Here is a 17,676-nt window from a genome sequence, read left to right as displayed (position 1 = left end):
CAACGCTGCTTAAAACGGGAAGGAGGCTTAGCTCAGCTGGTTCAGAGCATCTGCCTTACAAGCAGAGGGTCACTGGTTCGAATCCAGTAGCCTCCACAAGAAAGGAAAACCCTTCAGATGAAAATCTGGAGGGTTTTGTCGTTTATAGGGGGATTTGGAGAGAGGGGCAGGGTGTGAGAGGGAGAGTGTTAAAAGAGCGCATTGGAAAAAGAGGGATCAAGCAAAAAAGTTGGGGACTAAGCATAAATTTTAGATAATCTGTACATGAAGAAAGAGATGTTCCTGACCCCTCTGAACTGTGTACGAAGCGCTTTAATCTTGGCGTTGAATGATTCAGCGGAAGCGTTGGTACTTCGGTTGTCAAAGTAGTTGAGAATATTGAGATAGTGGTTCTGAATGCTTCGGGAAACGGTTCCAAAAGCCTTAATACCCGACCTTTCTACTGCTTCATACCAGCGGGCCAGTCTGGTTAAGGCAATGCCTTTATCTTTTGTATTAGAGAAGATGTAAGAGAGCTTTCGGCTTAAGGTATAGGCAGTTTCCAGTGTAGGATATAATCGAAAGAGGATCTGTGCCCGGTGTGCCTGGCTTGGGGCCCATTTAGATTCATCTTTAAATAAAAGATAGCGGCTACGGGCCAGTAGTTGCTTTAAAGTATCTCCATTTTCCAGAATGTCCGGCACATGATTTTTATTGAGTTCCTTAGCCAGGGCCATCTCGTTGTTTTCCTGATCGATGGCCAGCCATCGGTACTCTATGCGCAGCTGCTGAACGGCATCACTGGCCAGCTGCTGTACATGGAACCGGTCGGAAACCAGCGAAGCATTAGGAAAGCTTTTGCTGGCAATCCGTTCCATAGTAGGGGCCAGATCCAGGGTAACTTCCTTTACTTTATTGCGCTTACGTTTAGATATTTGTTTCAGGACCTCAATAATCCTCTCACTCTGAGTTCCTTTTATAATGGCTACCAGAGAACCTTTTTTACCCCTGGCCTCTTTGTTGGTTACCACGGTATAAAGCTCACCCTGTGATAGACTGGTTTCATCGATACTCAGGTAGGGGCCTATATTCTCTTCAAAGATCAGCCACTGCTGAGAATGGTCCCGCTGTGGCCAGTCCATAAAGTCACTTAAGTAACGTACATATTGTTCTTCCAACCGTTTGCCATCCAGCTGATAAAACAGGCCCACCATCTTACAGCTTACAGGATGATTATCGATTAAATCCTTTTAAAAAAGCAGCAAATTCTGCTGTCAAACGGGTCCCTTCTGCCACCTGCTCCCACTCATGAAAAACAATCTTTCCGCTGGCCTGATCCAGCCATTTGCAGCGCTTGAGATGAATAAAGCAGGGCTTTCCCCGTAGCGGGAAGTCCCGAAGTGTGACCTCATCAAAGAATCCTTTGGATAACAGGGGACCTGTATATGACGTTGGAGGGATATTTTTTCTGTGACAGGTACAAGTGAATTTCATTGTTCTTTTTCTCGACCTGCTCCACTTCAAACAGTTCTGTTAATCCCGATGGCAGTAATAAGCTTAGTAGTTCTTTTTCCAATCCTTTTTGCCTGCAAACTTATGATTCTTAACTATTCCTCCCCAACTTTTTTGCTTGATCCAAAAAGAGTTATTATCGTTACTGCTACCCTCTGGTTTACTAGAGATGTTTGATGTGGCTAAAGTGGAGAAGAAAGAAGACTCCTACCACTTTTACCTGTCTGAAAAGAATATTCACCCTAAGGAATACACGGGCCAGCATCTGGAATCGAAAGGATTTTTTGATGAAGCGACGCTGCATAATTTCTCTCTTCGTGGCAAACCCTCTTTTCTTCATCTCAAGCGCTGCAAATGGCTGAATCATGACACCAGGCCAAACGGTCTATCATCAGTGGCATCATGTAGCTCAAGGCACCCGGCAACGATCGAGTTTGCCGCTTTTTTAAAAGGATTTAATCGATAACCATCCCCTGAGCTGTAAGACAATAGGATTGTTCTTTCAGCTCGATGGCAAGCAGCTGCAGGAACAATATGTACGTTATTTAAGCGATTACATGTCCTGGACGGCTCTGGAACATGCTCAGGATTGGTTGGTATTCGAAGATAATATAGGACAATACCTGAGCATTGACGAGAACTGCCTGTCCTAGGGAGAACTTTATACGGTAGTAATTTAATAAGTCAGCCAAAGGAAAGAAGGTGCCACCGATGCCGTACAGCAGCTTCGGGTAGAATACCGCTGGCAGGATCGATCAGGAAAACCAAGAGATAGCGATGGCCAAGGATGTAGGAGAAAGCTATATTGCCGACGTCCTGGAGAATGGCGACACGACCAAGCAACTATTGACCTGAAGCCGCTACCTGTTGTTTAAGGACGAACCTAAATGGACTCCTTCACAACATCAGCGGGCGGAAACCCTTTTTCCGGCTCTACCCAAGACTGGAGACAGCCTATACGCTAAGCAGAAAGCTGTCCTATATCTTTAGTAAAACCAAAGACAAAGTAGTGGGCTTTACCCGTTTGGCCCGGTGGCATAATGATGTCGAGCAGGCTGACATAGACACCTTCAAAACTGTTTCCCGCACCATTCAAAATCATTACCTGAACATTCTGAACTACTTCGATAATAGAAGCACCAATGCCTCAGCTGAATCATTCAATGCTAAAATCAAAGCACTACGAAGCCAGTTCAGAGGTGCGAGAAATATCAGAATTGTTATTGTTGTTATCCTGTTGGAATGTGGGAAACTCGGAGAGTTTTCCATATTTCAACAGGAACTCCACTGGGGTGAGGTGACCTAAGGCTGAATGTGGCCGGACGTTATTATACATCCATGCCCATGCCTGGGCGTATTTCCTGATCTCAACCAGGTTGTCGAACATATAACTGTCTAGTACGTCCTGGCGAAATGTTCTGTTAAATCGCTCGATTAAGCTGTTTTGCGTCGGCTTTCCGGGTTGAATATACTCCCATTCAATTCCCTGGTCCTGACACCAGTTGCTTAAAATGCCAGCCACAAATTCGGTCCGTTGTCAGAGCGGATCTTTTCAGGCCTGCCTCGCCATTCGATCAATTGTTCCAATTCCCGTATCACCCGCTGAGCCGGAAGGCTGGTATCCACGGCAATAGAGAGGGCTTCCCGATTGAAATCATCGATCACATTGAGGGTCCGCACACTCCTGCCACTCGTCAGTGTGTCGTGCATAAAGTCCAGGCTCCAGGTGATATTAGGCCCAATAGGGCAAACTAAATGAACTTTAACACGACCTGGAAGCCGCTTCTTCCTTTTATTGCGAAGGTTCAGACGCATAGCGGTATAAATACGGTATACCCGCTTATGGTTCCACATGTACTTTAGCTTTCTCAATCGGTGGTACATCATCCAGAAACCCCAGGTCTTATGCAGATCAGCCAATAAAGAAAGCTGTTCCATCACCTGGCTGTCGTCTTTCCTCCTTGCTTTATAATAATAAACGGAGTACTGATCATAAACAACATGCAGGCCTGCCGAAGGCTCAGCCGGTACGTTTCTCTGGCGTAACCGACAAGCTCCCGCTTTTCGGCAGGCCCTAGAGCTTTTTTTCGATCACATCCTTCAATACCGTGTTTTGAAGAGTTAGCTCGGCAACAATCTTTTTATACTGCGATAGCTCCTTCTCCATTTCTTTCATCTGTTTGAGCTGAGATACCTCCATCCCTGAATACTTGCTCTTCCAATTGTAAAAAGTCGCCTGACTTATGCCGTGCTCCCGGCAAATGTCCGATACGCTCCTCCTTGAATCCTGTAATGACAAGATCTTGATGATTTGTGCTTCTGTGAAATTTCCTTTTTTCATTACCCTAAATTTATAAAACTACTACATTTATTTTCGTAGCTGTTTTTAGGGTAGATTACACGATCTCTAGTTAATAGCTCCGTTTTCGAGAAATATAGCTTCAGAAAACCAAGTTGTTGCTTATCTTCAGAATCCCTCAATAATGCTTCTGGTCTAATGCTTATCTGGACCCCACTAAACTCCTGAAAAGAACGTAGCAATACCTTAATTAAATGTATTAATTTAGCAAATAGAAATGGAAAAATAAAAGAAATATCTGTAATTGCATTGGTACAAATCTTATGAGAAAATTATATTTTTTATTTTTAACAACCTTGATTAATGCTATAAGCATTAGCACATTTGCACAATGTAGTATAACTAGGACGGAAATAGATTCTGATATTGCCTACGTCGCTAAATCTGAAAGCATTTATAAGAATGAAGATTTAGAAAATGGATTGCTTACAGCATTCTTCCAATTAGTAGTAGTACAAAAGGGAGATAACAAAGACCTCCTAAAATTCGCTTGTATAGCCAAAGTATTAGCCGGGAGACCAAAGTCGCCATTAGTACCAAGACAGCTTGTATTTCTCTTTGATGATAATACAGAAATTTCTCTTTTAGCCGAGGATGTTAATCTGTCGCAACCAATGACAGGAATAAATCAAAATCAATGTAATTATAAGTTCTCTTCTACTGTGTTTTTAAAGTTTCAATCAACAAAGCTAAAAAGTATTACTATTAAAGATAATAGATTGAATGAACAGATAATCTGTCAACCATTTAATGGGCTTATTCAAGAGCAAGCTCATTGTATAGCAAATAAATTATAGAAAAGCATCTAGATGGAAAATAGTAAAATAAAGAAACTATTCATACTACCATTTATAATATCAATAGCTTCAATGATCTGTTTAGTTTGGCAATACAAAGTATTTAAAGAAACTATTGCAAGTAAAGATGCGGAAATCTATCAGTTAGAAAGGACAATTCAAGAGAAGGAAGCATTATTGGAAGAGGCTAAAAGCGAATTAAAGGAATGTAAATTCAATTTAGTCTATGCAGAAAGTAATAATTGGAATTTAAGAAACAAAAATATGAATTTGGAACGGCAAGAAGTTATTCGAAAAAGAGAAGACTTTTTTAATGGAAATTAATTAAACATGGCAAGACAAACAGACGATTTCAAGTGGTTATTATTACTGATAGTGATATTAACTTTAGGCCAACAATGTAGATGATAAGCAATAGCTATTTTTCCCTTCTATAAGAGTGATAAATGAACATTAACAGGTTATTTGTTTGAATGTAGTTTGAATAACAATTAAGCAAACATGAATAAACAAGCATAGAGAGAGCTCAGCTGGTTCAGAGCATCTGCCTTACAAGCAGAGGGTCACTGGTTCGAATCCAGTAGCCTCCACAAGAAAGGAAAACCCTTCAGATGAAAATCTGGAGGGTTTTGTCGTTTTATTAAGATATGTCAAACCGGTCAAGGTTCATCACTTTATTCCAGGCCGTTACGAAGTCTTTCACGAATTTTTCCTGACCATCTGCACTGGCGTACACTTCAGCAACTGCTCTAAGTTCTGCATGTGATCCAATAACCAGATCAGCGCGGGTGGCAGTCCATTTTGGTTCACCGGTGGCGCGATCAACACCATGGTAAAGCTCCTTGTCATCGGATGCTGCTTTCCAGGCGGTACTCATGTCCAGCAGATTTACGAAGAAATCATTGCTGAGCACACCCGGGCGCTGCGTGAAAACACCATGGCTGGAGCCGTCAAAATTAGTGTTCAATACACGCATACCTCCTATCAGTACTGTCAATTCGGGTGCCGTTAGTGTCAGCAGCTGAGCTTTATCTATCAGCAATTCTTCGGTAGGCACAGCTCCCCTCGACTTGCGGTAATTGCGGAAGCCATCGGCTACCGGCTCAAGATAACCAAACGATTCAACGTCTGTTTGCTCCTGCGATGCGTCCATGCGACCCGGCGTGAATGGAACTGTAATAACATGCCCGGCCTCTTTCGCCGCTTTTACAACAGCTGCACAACCAGCCAGAACTATCAGATCTGCCAGCGAAACCTTTTTACCCCCTGTTTGCGCATCATTAAATTCTTTCTGAATAGACTCCAGCACACTTAGAACACGCTGCAATTGCGTTGGATTATTTACCCGCCAGTATCGCTGAGGAGCGAGCCGAATACGTGCACCATTAGCTCCACCCCGTTTATCGGACCCGCGGAAGGTGGAGGCCGAAGCCCAGGCCGCGGATACCAGCTCGGATACGCTCAGCCCCGACTCCAGTATCTTCGCTTTCAGAGCGGCAACGTCGCTTTCATCTATCAATACATGGTCAACCTCGGGGATAGGATCCTGCCAGATTAAAACCTCTTCGGGTACTTCAGGACCGAGATAACGTGAGCGCGGACCCATATCACGGTGTGTTAGCTTAAACCATGCCCGCGCAAAAGCATCGGCAAACTCATCCGGATTCTCAAAGAACCGACGGGAGATTTTTTCATAAGCCGGATCAAACCGTAAAGAGAGGTCGGTGGTCAGCATGGTTGGTATATGCTTTTTTGAGCCATCGAATGCATCCGGAATAATAGCATCTGCATTCTTAGCAACCCATTGATGTGCTCCTGCGGGACTTTTAGAAAGCTCCCATTCAAAGCCGAACAGGTTCTCAAAGAAACTGTTACTCCACTGGGTTGGAGTTTTGGACCAGGTTACCTCAAGACCGCTTGTAATCGTATCAGGCCCCTTCCCTGAACCATAACTATTGCTCCAGCCCAATCCCTGCATTTCCAAACCGGCTGCCTCAGGTTCCTTGCCAACATGCGTCGCCGGAGCCGCACCGTGGGTTTTTCCAAAGCTGTGCCCGCCGGCAATAAGAGCAACAGTTTCTTCATCGTTCATTGCCATACGACCGAAAGTATCGCGGATGTCTTTAGCCGCAGCGATAGGATCAGGATTACCGTCGGGACCTTCGGGATTTACGTATATAAGTCCCATTTGTACAGCAGCGAGGGGGTTTTCGAGATCGCGGGTATGAACATCGCCATCGGCGTCATCGTCGGACACCACGATACCATGACCTTCTACTCCCGGAGATCCGTGTGCGTAGCGAAGGTCGCCCCCGAGCCAGGTGTTTTCCGAGCCCCAATATACGGCCTCGTCTGCTTCCCAAACATCTGCACGCCCACCGGCGAATCCAAATGTTTTGAAGCCCATAGACTCCAGCGCCACGTTACCTGTGAGAATTATTAAGTCAGCCCATGAGATGTTCCGGCCATATTTCTGTTTGATGGGCCACAATAGCCTGCGCGCCTTATCCAGACTTACATTGTCGGGCCAGCTGTTAAGCGGCGCAAAACGTTGCTGTCCTGCTCCTGCACCACCGCGACCATCCCATACACGGTAGGTCCCTGCGCTGTGCCATGCCATACGTACAAATAGTCCGCCATAGTGGCCAAAATCCGCAGGCCACCAGTCCTGCGAATCCGTCATAAGTTCATGAAGATCCTTTTTTACTGCTTCCAGGTCGAGACTCTTAAAAGCTTCGGCATAGTTAAAATCCTCGTCCATAGGATTTGACAGGGGAGAGTTCTGACGAAGAATGCCTAATTTTAACTGGTTGGGCCACCAGTCCCGGTTTTTGGTGCCGCCACCGCCGACATTGTGTTTCATACTCCCATTATGAAACGGGCATTTACTGATGTCGTTTGATTCTTTTTCCATTTTTATGAATTTGGTATGATTTGTTCTTTGTGAGTATTGTAAAGTTAGGACAACGGAAGAAATAATCATAATCAATTAATTCTATGCTTTTATAGGCAAAACCTATAATCATAGAAATACCAGGCTCAGAGTTTTTGATTTAACCTCTGAACGTACACTTATGCCGCTTAGGATTAGGTTATAACAACCCGTCTATGATAAATACTTACCTACGATAGGCATTCTCCTGCCCATACCAAATGCTTTAGGCGAGACACGGAGTATTGGAGGCGTTTGATACCGCTTGAATTCGGCTTTATTTACCATCTTTATAACCTTCCGCACAAGCTCTTCGTCGAAACCCTTCGCTATAATATCTCTCGAACTCTTTTTGAGCTCAACATACTGATAGAGCAAACTGTCAAGCACATCATAATCTGGCAGAGAGTCACTATCTTTTTGCCCAGGACGGAGTTCAGCGGAGGGAGGTTTAACAATAGTGTTTTGTGGAATGATCTCCCGCTCGCGGTTGATATAGTTAGCGAGCTGGTAAACCTGCGTTTTATATACGTCGCCCAACACGGAAATAGCGCCAGCCATATCGCCGTACAGTGTTCCGTAACCAACAGCACATTCACTTTTATTCGATGTATTCAGAAGAATATAACCGAATTTATTCGAAAATGCCATAACAACAATAGCCCGGCACCGCGCTTGTATATTCTCTTCAGCAACATTAAAAGGCAGTCCTTTAAACGCTGGCTCTAACATATGTTCAAAGGCATCGGCAGCTTCCTTTATAGCGACTATGTGGTGCTGACAGCCTAAATTCTCAACCAGGTCGAGAGCATCCTGGATGGAATGATCAGTAGAGTATTTGGAAGGCATCAATACAGCCATAACGTTTTCGGCGCCTAAGGCTTCTGCAGCAAGGGCGCACACCACTGCAGAATCGATCCCGCCCGAAAGTCCCAGTACCGCCTTGCTAAAGCCCGACTTGGTAAAATAATCCTTAATTCCTAACAGCAAGCCCTGGTGGATCTGCTCAATGTCAGGAAGAGGGCTATACGGCAAAGGCTCCAGCCCCTGTATCTTTCCATCATTGAACTCGTAGATCCGCAGATCCTCTTCAAAGTATTTAAGCTGATCAAGCATTTCGCCCTTTTCATTAAACACAAAAGAGCCTCCGTCGAAGATGATCTCTGTCTGTGCCCCTACATGGTTCACGTACAGCAAAGGAAGCTTGTACTTCTTACTGTTATCACTCAGCACCTTTACACGGTTGTCATCATGATTATAGGCAAATGGAGAAGCGGCTATGTTGATCATAATATCCGGACCTTCAGCAATCAGCTGGTCCATCGGAGCGGTAATATAGAGAGGGTTGTCGTTAATATTCCAGAGGTCTTCGCATATCGTAAGAGCTATCTTCTTACCATTAAGCTCTATGCAACCGAACTCTGCCGACGGCTCGAAATAACGGTACTCATCAAAAACATCATACGTAGGCAGCAATGCCTTGTTAACTGTAGCTTTCACTTTTCCTTCTGTGATGAAAACAGCAGAATTAAACAGATCTTTCCCTTCGGTCCTTGGATTACGGGTAGGCGTTCCGATAATACACGCAATATCGCTACAGGCTTCTGTTATCTTGTTTACAGAGGCTTCGCATAGCTCGATAAACTCCGTAAATTCAAGAAAATCACGCGGCGGGTATCCCGATACTGCTAATTCAGCAAACACTACCAGGTCTGCGCCCTGATCTTTTGCTTTCAGAATGGTTTGGATAATCTTCTGAGTATTCGATTCGAAGTTTCCTATGTGATAATTTAATTGAGCGAGTGCTATTTTCATTTGAGTGATGATTCGTAGTAATTTTGATCCATAAAAGTCGGCCAGACGCCGATCCGTCAACTTCCATCCCGTCTTGTAAATCCTGCAATGTCTAAAAGAATACCCCAAGAGTTAATGAAAGATACGAATTCCTCATATCCGGTCCCTTGCTTACAACTCTCGTGAATCCGTTATTATATGTAATTCCAGTTAGTATGTTCAGATTCCCATTAACATTCCATTCCGCGCCGGCGCCGGCTACCAGTCCGAGTCTGAATGTATTTACATCCGAAAGATTCGAGTTGTCCCCCTCTACACCCGGCTCTCCTAAAACCTTCTCAGTCGAACTTCCCTTTGCTTTTATCTTAATACCTGTGCTTAATCCGAACTGTCCATAGAACCTTCCCATTGCGGTGGGATTGCTTTTAAGCTTCAGCGTTGCAGGCACTTCTATATACCCCACCTTATAAATATTATTGTATGACATTCCCGAAGCCTTTTCGGTCGTCTTCCCGTTTATTGTGGTCAATGTAAATGCTGTAGAAAAATAATAATTGCTCGCAAAGCCGATGTCGGCCAGTACACCATATGAAAATCCTGTTCGCACACCATCGCCGTCAATACCGCTGGTATTATTATCAATTGAGAGCCATCCGATATTCGGCGATGTGGTAAATCCTAATTGTACATTGTCTGTTGTAGTTTGAGCGTCTGCCAATATGGGCAGGAAAAACATCATGAGGATAAAAAGTTGTTTTTTCATATTTTCGCTTCTGATATAAACATGAGAATCAAAAGAAGTTTTCAAATCTACTTGTTTTTTTTAATTGCTGCAGCCCTCGGCTCCTGCAAGAACAAGAAGGAGGTGGATGTTAGCAATATTGAACTCGATCTAAAGATTGAGCGCTTCGATAAGGACCTGGCAAAGGTGAGCTCAGTTAACCTGATCGAAAAGGTTCCTTCACTTCAAAAGAAATACGGCGCCTTCTATGATGATTTTATGTCCGAAATGTTAGGGGTGGGCAATACCAGCGATACAACGTACTACAAGAATCTCAGGACGGTCATCAACAACACTGATTACCGGGCATTACAGGCTTCGGTAGCTGAAAAATTCAATGATCTCTCGTCCACCGAAGAAAAACTTAGAGACGCTTTTAAACATGTTAAGTATTATTTCCCGGGGCAAAAGATCCCGAGAGTTATTTCGTTCTTCTCCGGGTTCGCGGTTCAGGTACCTGTAGGCGACAATTATATCGGCATCGGTCTTGACATGTTTCTTGGAGCTGACTCGAAGTTCTACCCGGCACTCCGGGAAAGCATCCCTTTGTATATCTCACGGCGGTTTACGCCCGATAACATTACACCCCGGGTTATTGAAGCTTTTGTAAGAGAAGATATGTTTCCCGAACCAGATACCGATCATTCATTTCTCGACAGGATGATCTACAACGGAAAAATCCTGTTCTTAATGAGTTCTTTCATGCCAGGAGTACCAGATTCTACGATTATTGGTTATACCTCCGACCAGCAAAAGTGGATTGAAACGTACGAAGCTGACGTATGGGGATATTTCCTTCAGGAAAACCTGCTGTATGAAACGGATTATATGAAAGTGCAGAAGTACCTGTCGGAAGCCCCTTTTACTCCTGGATTGGGAACAGGGAATGAATCTGCTCCTAAGCTGGGCTTATTCACAGGCTGGCAGATTGTAAAGAATTACATGGAACGCAATCCAAATGTCACTCTACAGCAACTTATGGCGGATACAAAATACCAGGAAATCCTGAATCGTTCGCATTATAAGCCCAAGTAAACCATTAAAAATCTTTGCTTCCGGCTGTACCGGATGCCGGAGAAGAAAGCAATTCTTTTACTTCTATCACATCTGATTTACCATCCCTGCCTATGCCACCCGAATACACTCTGCCGTTTGGCAACTGACTGAGCGGCCGTCCGGGAACACCGCTTTGCAGCCGGCTGTAAACAGTATATAAATCGCTCTGAGCATTTGTCCGGTATCCACCTGCGTGGTTGCTAATCTCTACATAGCCTTCCGAGCGGCTATCTGACAATTGCGGCTTTACTCCGCCAGCAAGGTAATTCAGCACCACTTTACCCCCGTTTCCATTGTCAAAATTTCTGTTCGACATCTTAGCATCGAGGCCGGATACATCAATAGAAAGCTTCTTCAGCTGTACGAAATTTGCAGAAAGAATGATATTGGTACCATTGTTCTTTCCGTCATCTCCACCTATAACACAATCTTTTCCTATTACGGCATATCTTATTACGAGATTAACATCTTTCTTATTGAAGAATCTCAGGGAAGATCTGTCATTCATAATGAGCGTATCTATTACAATTGTAACAGTAGAATCTCTCCCTTGAATAGAATGCGACTGGCGCTTTTCAAGAACCAATTTTCCGATTTTCAAAGGCTCCTCTTTTACCCTTGCCAACGACACGCTTGCAGCAGTCAAAAGTACTGTAGCACAAATTATTAGTCTCTTCATCATATCATATTATTAACGATAAAGAGATGCAAATAGTTTATCCTTTCCATAGGCAGATGGAAAGAATTTATAGCATACAGAGGGATGCTTACTGAAGAATATTGTAAACAGATTTCAAGCTAATACCTATACCAACAATAGTTATCAGGTTTGATACCATATCAATCATTGCCCATTCGCCCATAAAACGAAGTAAGCAACCTATCATGATAATTATGATCCCAAGTGTTAGTAGCCGGTAATGAGCAGGATTGTTAGCATTGTCGCTCGCACTGCTCTTTTTATAGGTTTCTTTTACGTTTTCCATTTTTTTATTTACTGCCGCTAAGTTATAAAAATTCCGCCAATGAAAAATGCCGATATAGATATCAGGCTATAGTTGAAGGTAAAAACAAAACAAGCAACACATAGTTTATACCATTAAAAATCAATCCTATGGCAAAATATTCAGAGAAATCTCAGGAGAAGGTGCAGGAAGCAATGCATGAGATGAAAGAAGGAAAGCTAAAGACCGGCACAGGCAAGAAAGTAACTAACCCCAAACAAGCAGTTGCTATCGGACTATCTGAAGCGCGTGAAGAAGGCGCCAAAGTACCGAAAAAGAAATAGCAGGCGAATCGCAGCCGGGTATGGCAATTGGGATTGGGTAATAGCAATTCTTCTGAGAGTTCAAGCAATCTCAACCCATCAAATGCCATTGCTAACAGCCAATTGCCAAACCCAACCGTTAAGGCCTAAATGCCAATTGCCAACAATTCCCGACTGATAAAGGAGAGCTCTTCGGCGCTTAATTTCACATCAACAGCTTTGGCGTTCTGAACGGCTTGCTCCGCGTTCCGGGCACCTACGAGTGCAACAGTGATCCCGGGCTTCTCGATAGTCCATCGCAGAACCAACTGGCCCAACGATGCACCCTTATCTAAAGCCATAGGCCGTAGTTTGTCGAGAAAAACATTCACCCGTTTTACATTATCTTCACTAAAATATTTATGCTGAGCCCGGTGGTCGCCCTCCTGAAAGTGGTGCCCCGGCTTTATCTTTCCGGTTAACAAGCCTCTCTCAAGGGGACTGTAAGCTAAAACTGCCTTTTTATTAGCCAGGCAGTATGGAACAACAACCTCCTCTATCCCCCGGTTTACCATACTATAGGGAACCTGATTAGAAGCAAGACGGATTGCACTTTCAGCAGTTTTCATCTGTTCAGCATCATAATTGCAGACGCCGGCGTACCTTACCTTCCCTTGCTCAATCAGTCGCTGCACCGCTTCCATACTTTCTTCGATCGGAGTCGTTACATCAGGCCAGTGTATCTGATATAGATCTATATAATCAGTTCCAAGCCTTCTCAGACTGCTCTCACATTCTTCAATTATACTCTCCTTGCCAGCATATTTGTAGATATCAATATCCTGCCCGTCGTTATTTTTGCTTTTAAAGGCAAGGCTCCCTTTTTCCAGATCCCATCGCATTCCGTATTTGGTGAGTATTTGCACCTTATCACGGGGTAGCCCCTTGATTGCTTCGCCTACAATTTCTTCGCTTAACCCCTGCCCATATACTGGCGCTGTGTCAATTGAAGTTACTCCCAGATCATAAGAAGCTTTAATTGCATCCACAGCATCTGAGCGTTCAGTACCTCCCCACATCCATCCTCCCGCAGCCCACGAACCAAAAGTTATCACGGAGAGCTCAAGGTCAGATTCGCCTAATTTCCTGTATTCCATATTTGTTTATTTTGACTAACACGCAGCACAATATTAAGTTTTTAATCGGCTTTAAGGCGTCAAAAAAGGGTCATTTCGGCGCGGTGATTCAAGCACCTGCCTTTACCTTAAAAATGCATAAATTAGCAACACCCATCTCGGGGAAAATTAGTTAAATGCAACAACGACAGAATATAGATCAACATCAATATGAAGCCTTGCCCTGCTACATATCTCAATGTCTAACCGCTCGATAGGCAAAGATCGGAGGGCATTAAAAAAAAGCAAACACTAAAATCAATTTACATAGAGTCATGAAATCTTTTTTAATCATCCTTATTCTGCTGACAGGTATAAGCTATTCATCCTTTGCACAAAAAGAAATCAAGTATACCGAGGCTTCTGCACTTCACATAACCGGAAAATTAAAGGAAAACGCTCCTGGGTTTCATCGCCTTGATACAGCCGCTTATCCGGCCCTACCTCCCGGTGTAAAGCATCTTTTGACAAATGCCGCCGGAATCGCCGTGACCTTTACTACCAGTAGTACGACAATATGGGCCAAATGGTGTGTTTCTAAATCGAAGACTAATGAAAACATGACAGCCATTGCCAATAAAGGTCTTGACTTATATGTAAAACGGGATGGCAAGTGGCAATTTGCTGGTGTAGGCAGACCTTCTGGTCAGTGCTCAAACTATCAGATCACCAAAAACATGGAAGGTGGAACAAAAGAATTCCTCCTTTATCTCCCACTATATGACGAACTGAACAAACTGGAAATTGGAATCGAAGAAGGATCTGAGCTCCACGCTGGGGCTGAGCCGTTTAAAAAGCGAATCCTGATCTATGGATCGAGCATTGTTCAGGGCGCTTCAGCAAGTCGGCCAGGCATGGCTTATCCAGCCCGACTATCGCGACGTACCGGTCTTCATTTTATAAACTTTGGGCTTTCCGGAAGCGCTAAAATGGAAAAACCTGTCGCTGATGTGGTGGCAGAACTCGATGCTGATGCTTATATCCTCGACTGTGTGCCCAACTCTTCTCCGGAGGAGATCACAGAAAGAACGGCCTACCTGGTCCGAAGCATCAGAGCCAGGCATCCCAAAGCTCCAATCATCATAATTCAAAGCATTATCAGGGAAATCAGTTTCATTGATAAGCAGTGGACATCCCGCATGAAACTTCAAAACGAAAATATGCGGAAGCAATACGAGCTGTTGCAAAAACAGGGGGTAAAAGACCTTTACTTTATCGACGCCAAAGGGCTCATTGGTGATGACCACGAAGGTACCACTGACGGTACTCATCCGAACGACCTGGGTTTCGATCGTATGCTGCAAAAAATAGAGCCCCAAATAAAAGCTATCCTCAGTAAATACGGCATTGTCTGACTATCTGCTAAACACAAATAACCCCATAAAAAAGTCAGCTACCTGAAAGTATACCTTCGGGTAGCTGACTTAATAATTTTAGATAAATAGCAATACTATCCGTTTGATAGCGCTGCAGCGCCGCTTACTATTTCAGTAAGTTCTGTAGTGATAGCTGCCTGTCTAGCCTGGTTATACGAAAGTTTAAGAGCGCGTATTAACTCGCCTGCATTATCAGTCGCCTTATCCATAGCTGTCATTCGGGCTCCATGCTCGGAGGCATGCGAGTCTAGTACCGCTTTATATAACTGAATCTTAATCGACTTAGGAATCAGTTCATTGACAATCTCCTCCTGCGAAGGCTCAAGGATATAGTCAACCTTCGAAGCTTTTGCGGCGTCGGGGGCTTCAGTGTTGCGGGGCAGTGGAAGAAGCTGTTCTGTGATCAGATATTGAACTGCCGCATTCCTGAAATGGTTATAGACCACTTCTACTCTGTCGTAATCTCCATTGACGAAACCCAGCATGATAGATTCTGTAACAGCAGAAACATTCTCAAAAGTAAGTGCAGTATATAGTTCTGTGTTATTTCCAATAACGTTGTATTTACGCCGTTCGAAATAATCCTGCACCTTCTTTCCAATTGCTACAATGCTCACGTTTCCATTCTGATACTGCTCCTTGTATTTATCAGCAATTAACTGATTAACCGACTTAATAACATTGGCATTAAAAGCACCAGCAAGTCCCCGGTTTGAAGAAACCGCAACAATCAACACTCTTACAGGTTCACGCTCCTGAATATACGGGGACGACGAATCCTCAAGGCTTGCCGAAAGATTTCCCAGTATATCTCTTAGTTTGTTGGCGTAAGGTCGCAGTTGAACAATGGCATTTGTGGCTCTTTTAAGCTTTGCTGCCGAAACCATCTTCATGGCTTTTGTAATCTGCTGCGTCGAACTTACAGATGTGATCCTGTTTCTTACTTCTTTTAAATTAGCCATTCTCTTTTGATGAGATATGAGATCTGAGATCTGAGACCTGAGACCCGTTACTGGTTCTCCTATCTCTTATCTCACCTCTCCTATCTAATAACTACATTAATAATTTGCTGCCAATTCCTTAGCTACTGTTTCAAGTACGCCGGTAATGCTGTCATCAAATTTTCCAGCTTTTAGTGCCTGTAATACTTCAGGATGACGTACTTCCAGCTGCTGGGTATATTCTGCTTCAAACTGTTTCACTTTATTCACAGGTACCTGACGTAACAGGCCTTTCGTACCAGCATATATTATAGCTACCTGCTTTTCTACAGTTACTGGTGAGAATTGTCCCTGCTTTAGGATCTCCACATTTCTCGCACCCTTATCGAGTACCGATTTGGTAGCCGCATCAAGGTCGGATCCAAATTTAGAGAAGGCCTCCAACTCGCGGTACTGAGCCTGATCGAGCTTTAAGGTACCTGCTACTTTCTTCATCGACTTGATCTGCGCATTTCCCCCTACGCGGGATACCGAAATACCTACGTTAATCGCCGGGCGAACCCCTGCGTTAAACAGGTTAGATTCAAGAAATATCTGACCATCGGTAATAGAGATCACGTTGGTCGGGATATAAGCCGATACGTCGCCTGCCTGAGTTTCAATAATAGGAAGCGCTGTAAGCGAACCACCACCTTTTACAAGGTGCTTAATAGAATCCGGAAGGTCATTCATCTGCCGGGCGATATTGTCGGCACTTGTGACTCTTGCTGCTCTTTCGAGCAAGCGGCTGTGCAGATAGAACACGTCACCCGGATAAGCTTCACGGCCCGGAGGACGACGAAGTAACAAGGAAACTTCGCGGTATGCAACTGCCTGCTTTGACAGATCATCATAAATGATAAGTGCAGGTCGTCCGGTATCGCGGAAGAACTCGCCGATAGCAGCGCCGGCAAACGGAGCAAAGAACTGCATCGGAGCAGGATCTGCAGCAGAAGCAGCTACTATTATAGAGTACGGCATAGCACCGTTTTCTTCAAGCGTACGTACAATGTTGGCTACGGTAGAGTTTTTCTGCCCTATAGCAACATAAATACAATAAACAGGCTTTCCTGCAGCATGAAACTCTTTCTGGTTAATAATGGTATCAATACAAACAGCAGTCTTGCCAGTCTGACGATCGCCGATAACCAGCTCGCGCTGTCCGCGGCCGATCGGTATCATTGCGTCAATTGCTTTAATACCAGTCTGCAGAGGCTCATTTACCGGCTGGCGATAAATTACTCCCGGAGCTTTACGTTCGATCGGCATTTCATATGTTTCGCCGGTGATCGGACCTTTACCATCAATTGGCTGTCCCAGTGTATTTACAACACGGCCAAGCATACCTTCTCCTACCCGGATAGAAGCAATTCTCTTAGTACGCTTGATGGTGTCACCTTCTTTAACCTCATCAGCAGGGCCTAATAAAACCACACCCACGTTATCCTCTTCAAGGTTCAATACCACGCCTTGTAGTCCGTTATCAAATTCAACCAGCTCGCCTGATTGAACTTTGGTGAGGCCGTATACCCGGGCAATACCATCGCCCACCTGTAACACGGTACCTACTTCTTCAAGTTCGGCCTCTGATTTAAAGCCCGACAACTGCTCACGCAATATCGCCGAAACTTCATCTGGTCTTACCTCTACCATATTTTTTATCTTAATTTTTTATTTTATGCTTTAAAA

At 44.1% G+C, this 17,676-nt stretch carries 17 protein-coding genes, 2 tRNA genes and 1 pseudogene; 9 read left to right on the top strand and 11 right to left on the bottom strand.

Annotation, left to right across the window (positions count from 1 at the left end; genetic code table 11):
* The first annotated feature begins 21 nt into the window (after nucleotides 1-21).
* Nucleotides 22-96, top strand: a tRNA-Val gene (locus BDE36_RS03995).
* A 140-nt stretch (nucleotides 97-236) separates the two neighbouring features.
* On the opposite strand, the gene BDE36_RS03990 is transcribed toward BDE36_RS03995, so the two are convergent.
* Together BDE36_RS03990 and BDE36_RS03985 are read right to left on the bottom strand one after the other, a co-directional pair.
* Nucleotides 237-1,193 (bottom strand): ISAon1 family transposase, encoded by a 957-nt coding sequence (locus tag BDE36_RS03990; protein WP_141813819.1) that lies wholly within the window; start codon nucleotides 1,191-1,193, stop codon nucleotides 237-239.
* Nucleotides 1,194-1,212: 19 nt separating this feature from the next.
* Complete coding sequence (locus tag BDE36_RS03985) at nucleotides 1,213-1,473, bottom strand: ISAon1 family transposase N-terminal region protein (protein WP_141813818.1); 261 nt, start codon at nucleotides 1,471-1,473, stop codon at nucleotides 1,213-1,215.
* Between the two features lie 136 nt (nucleotides 1,474-1,609).
* Between BDE36_RS03985 and BDE36_RS03980 the strand changes: the two genes are divergently transcribed.
* Both BDE36_RS03980 and BDE36_RS24100 read left to right on the top strand, forming a co-directional pair.
* On the top strand, nucleotides 1,610-1,957 hold the full coding sequence (locus BDE36_RS03980; protein ID WP_420837434.1) for an ISAon1 family transposase N-terminal region protein: 348 nt from the start codon (nucleotides 1,610-1,612) through the stop codon (nucleotides 1,955-1,957).
* Between the two features lie 438 nt (nucleotides 1,958-2,395).
* On the top strand, nucleotides 2,396-2,797 hold the full coding sequence (locus BDE36_RS24100; protein ID WP_317132931.1) for a transposase: 402 nt from the start codon (nucleotides 2,396-2,398) through the stop codon (nucleotides 2,795-2,797).
* Here the strand turns inward: BDE36_RS24100 and BDE36_RS03970 are convergent.
* Nucleotides 2,762-3,832 (bottom strand): annotated as a pseudogene (locus BDE36_RS03970) (IS3 family transposase); the annotation flags it as partial. The gene BDE36_RS24100 and the pseudogene BDE36_RS03970 sit on opposite strands and share 36 nt — an antisense overlap.
* 281 nt (nucleotides 3,833-4,113) lie before the next feature.
* Here BDE36_RS03970 and BDE36_RS03965 point away from each other — a divergent pair.
* The 3 genes from BDE36_RS03965 to BDE36_RS03955 all read left to right on the top strand — a co-directional run bounded on the left by BDE36_RS03965 (nucleotide 4,114) and on the right by BDE36_RS03955 (nucleotide 5,237).
* On the top strand, nucleotides 4,114-4,647 hold the full coding sequence (locus BDE36_RS03965; RefSeq protein ID WP_141813816.1) for a hypothetical protein: 534 nt from the start codon (nucleotides 4,114-4,116) through the stop codon (nucleotides 4,645-4,647).
* 12 nt (nucleotides 4,648-4,659) lie between these two features.
* Nucleotides 4,660-4,971, top strand: coding sequence for a hypothetical protein (locus tag BDE36_RS03960; protein ID WP_141813815.1), 312 nt, complete (start codon nucleotides 4,660-4,662; stop codon nucleotides 4,969-4,971).
* Between the two features lie 199 nt (nucleotides 4,972-5,170).
* Nucleotides 5,171-5,237 (top strand) — tRNA-Val (locus BDE36_RS03955).
* A gap of 50 nt (nucleotides 5,238-5,287) precedes the next feature.
* On the opposite strand, the gene katG is transcribed toward BDE36_RS03955, so the two are convergent.
* The 3 genes from katG to BDE36_RS03940 all read right to left on the bottom strand — a co-directional run bounded on the left by katG (nucleotide 5,288) and on the right by BDE36_RS03940 (nucleotide 10,136).
* Nucleotides 5,288-7,561 carry a catalase/peroxidase HPI gene (gene katG / locus BDE36_RS03950; protein WP_141813814.1) on the bottom strand — a complete coding sequence of 758 codons (2,274 nt, stop codon included), beginning with the start codon at nucleotides 7,559-7,561 and terminating at the stop codon, nucleotides 5,288-5,290.
* A 192-nt stretch (nucleotides 7,562-7,753) separates the two neighbouring features.
* Entirely contained in the window at nucleotides 7,754-9,394 is a 1,641-nt protein-coding gene (locus BDE36_RS03945) for an NAD+ synthase (protein WP_141813813.1), read from the bottom strand.
* A gap of 91 nt (nucleotides 9,395-9,485) precedes the next feature.
* The gene (locus BDE36_RS03940) at nucleotides 9,486-10,136 is read right to left on the bottom strand and encodes a porin family protein (protein ID WP_141813812.1); all 651 of its coding nucleotides are present in this window, start codon (nucleotides 10,134-10,136) and stop codon (nucleotides 9,486-9,488) included.
* A 21-nt stretch (nucleotides 10,137-10,157) separates the two neighbouring features.
* Here BDE36_RS03940 and gldB point away from each other — a divergent pair, with 21 nt between their 5' ends.
* On the top strand, nucleotides 10,158-11,189 hold the full coding sequence (gldB, locus tag BDE36_RS03935) for a gliding motility lipoprotein GldB (protein ID WP_141813811.1): 1,032 nt from the start codon (nucleotides 10,158-10,160) through the stop codon (nucleotides 11,187-11,189).
* 4 nt (nucleotides 11,190-11,193) lie between these two features.
* Here the strand turns inward: gldB and BDE36_RS03930 are convergent, their stop codons facing one another.
* Complete coding sequence (locus BDE36_RS03930) at nucleotides 11,194-11,892, bottom strand: hypothetical protein (protein WP_141813810.1); 699 nt, start codon at nucleotides 11,890-11,892, stop codon at nucleotides 11,194-11,196.
* 85 nt (nucleotides 11,893-11,977) lie between these two features.
* Complete coding sequence (locus BDE36_RS03925) at nucleotides 11,978-12,196, bottom strand: hypothetical protein (protein ID WP_128771311.1); 219 nt, start codon at nucleotides 12,194-12,196, stop codon at nucleotides 11,978-11,980.
* A 128-nt stretch (nucleotides 12,197-12,324) separates the two neighbouring features.
* Here BDE36_RS03925 and BDE36_RS23875 point away from each other — a divergent pair, with 128 nt between their 5' ends.
* Nucleotides 12,325-12,498: a DUF6496 domain-containing protein gene (locus tag BDE36_RS23875; protein WP_170205913.1), complete on the top strand. Its 174-nt coding sequence runs from the start codon at nucleotides 12,325-12,327 to the stop codon at nucleotides 12,496-12,498.
* Nucleotides 12,499-12,623: 125 nt separating this feature from the next.
* Here BDE36_RS23875 and BDE36_RS03920 read toward each other — a convergent pair whose 3' ends face one another.
* Complete coding sequence (locus tag BDE36_RS03920) at nucleotides 12,624-13,613, bottom strand: aldo/keto reductase (RefSeq protein WP_141813809.1); 990 nt, start codon at nucleotides 13,611-13,613, stop codon at nucleotides 12,624-12,626.
* Nucleotides 13,614-13,906: 293 nt separating this feature from the next.
* Between BDE36_RS03920 and BDE36_RS03915 the strand changes: the two genes are divergently transcribed.
* Nucleotides 13,907-14,986, top strand: a complete 1,080-nt coding sequence (locus tag BDE36_RS03915; protein WP_141813808.1) for an SGNH/GDSL hydrolase family protein — start codon at nucleotides 13,907-13,909, stop codon at nucleotides 14,984-14,986.
* A 95-nt stretch (nucleotides 14,987-15,081) separates the two neighbouring features.
* On the opposite strand, the gene atpG is transcribed toward BDE36_RS03915, so the two are convergent.
* Nucleotides 15,082-15,969 carry an ATP synthase F1 subunit gamma gene (gene atpG / locus BDE36_RS03910; protein ID WP_141813807.1) on the bottom strand — a complete coding sequence of 296 codons (888 nt, stop codon included), beginning with the start codon at nucleotides 15,967-15,969 and terminating at the stop codon, nucleotides 15,082-15,084.
* Nucleotides 15,970-16,065: 96 nt separating this feature from the next.
* Nucleotides 16,066-17,640 (bottom strand): F0F1 ATP synthase subunit alpha, encoded by a 1,575-nt coding sequence (gene atpA / locus BDE36_RS03905; protein ID WP_141813806.1) that lies wholly within the window; start codon nucleotides 17,638-17,640, stop codon nucleotides 16,066-16,068.
* Between the last annotated feature and the right edge of the window lie 36 nt (nucleotides 17,641-17,676).

The sequence above is a fragment of the Arcticibacter tournemirensis genome (genome assembly GCF_006716645.1).
Taxonomy (GTDB): Bacteria; Bacteroidota; Bacteroidia; order Sphingobacteriales; family Sphingobacteriaceae; genus Arcticibacter; species Arcticibacter tournemirensis.
Note: the sequence above shows the minus strand (reverse complement) of the source record. Positions and strands in the feature narration are given on the sequence as shown.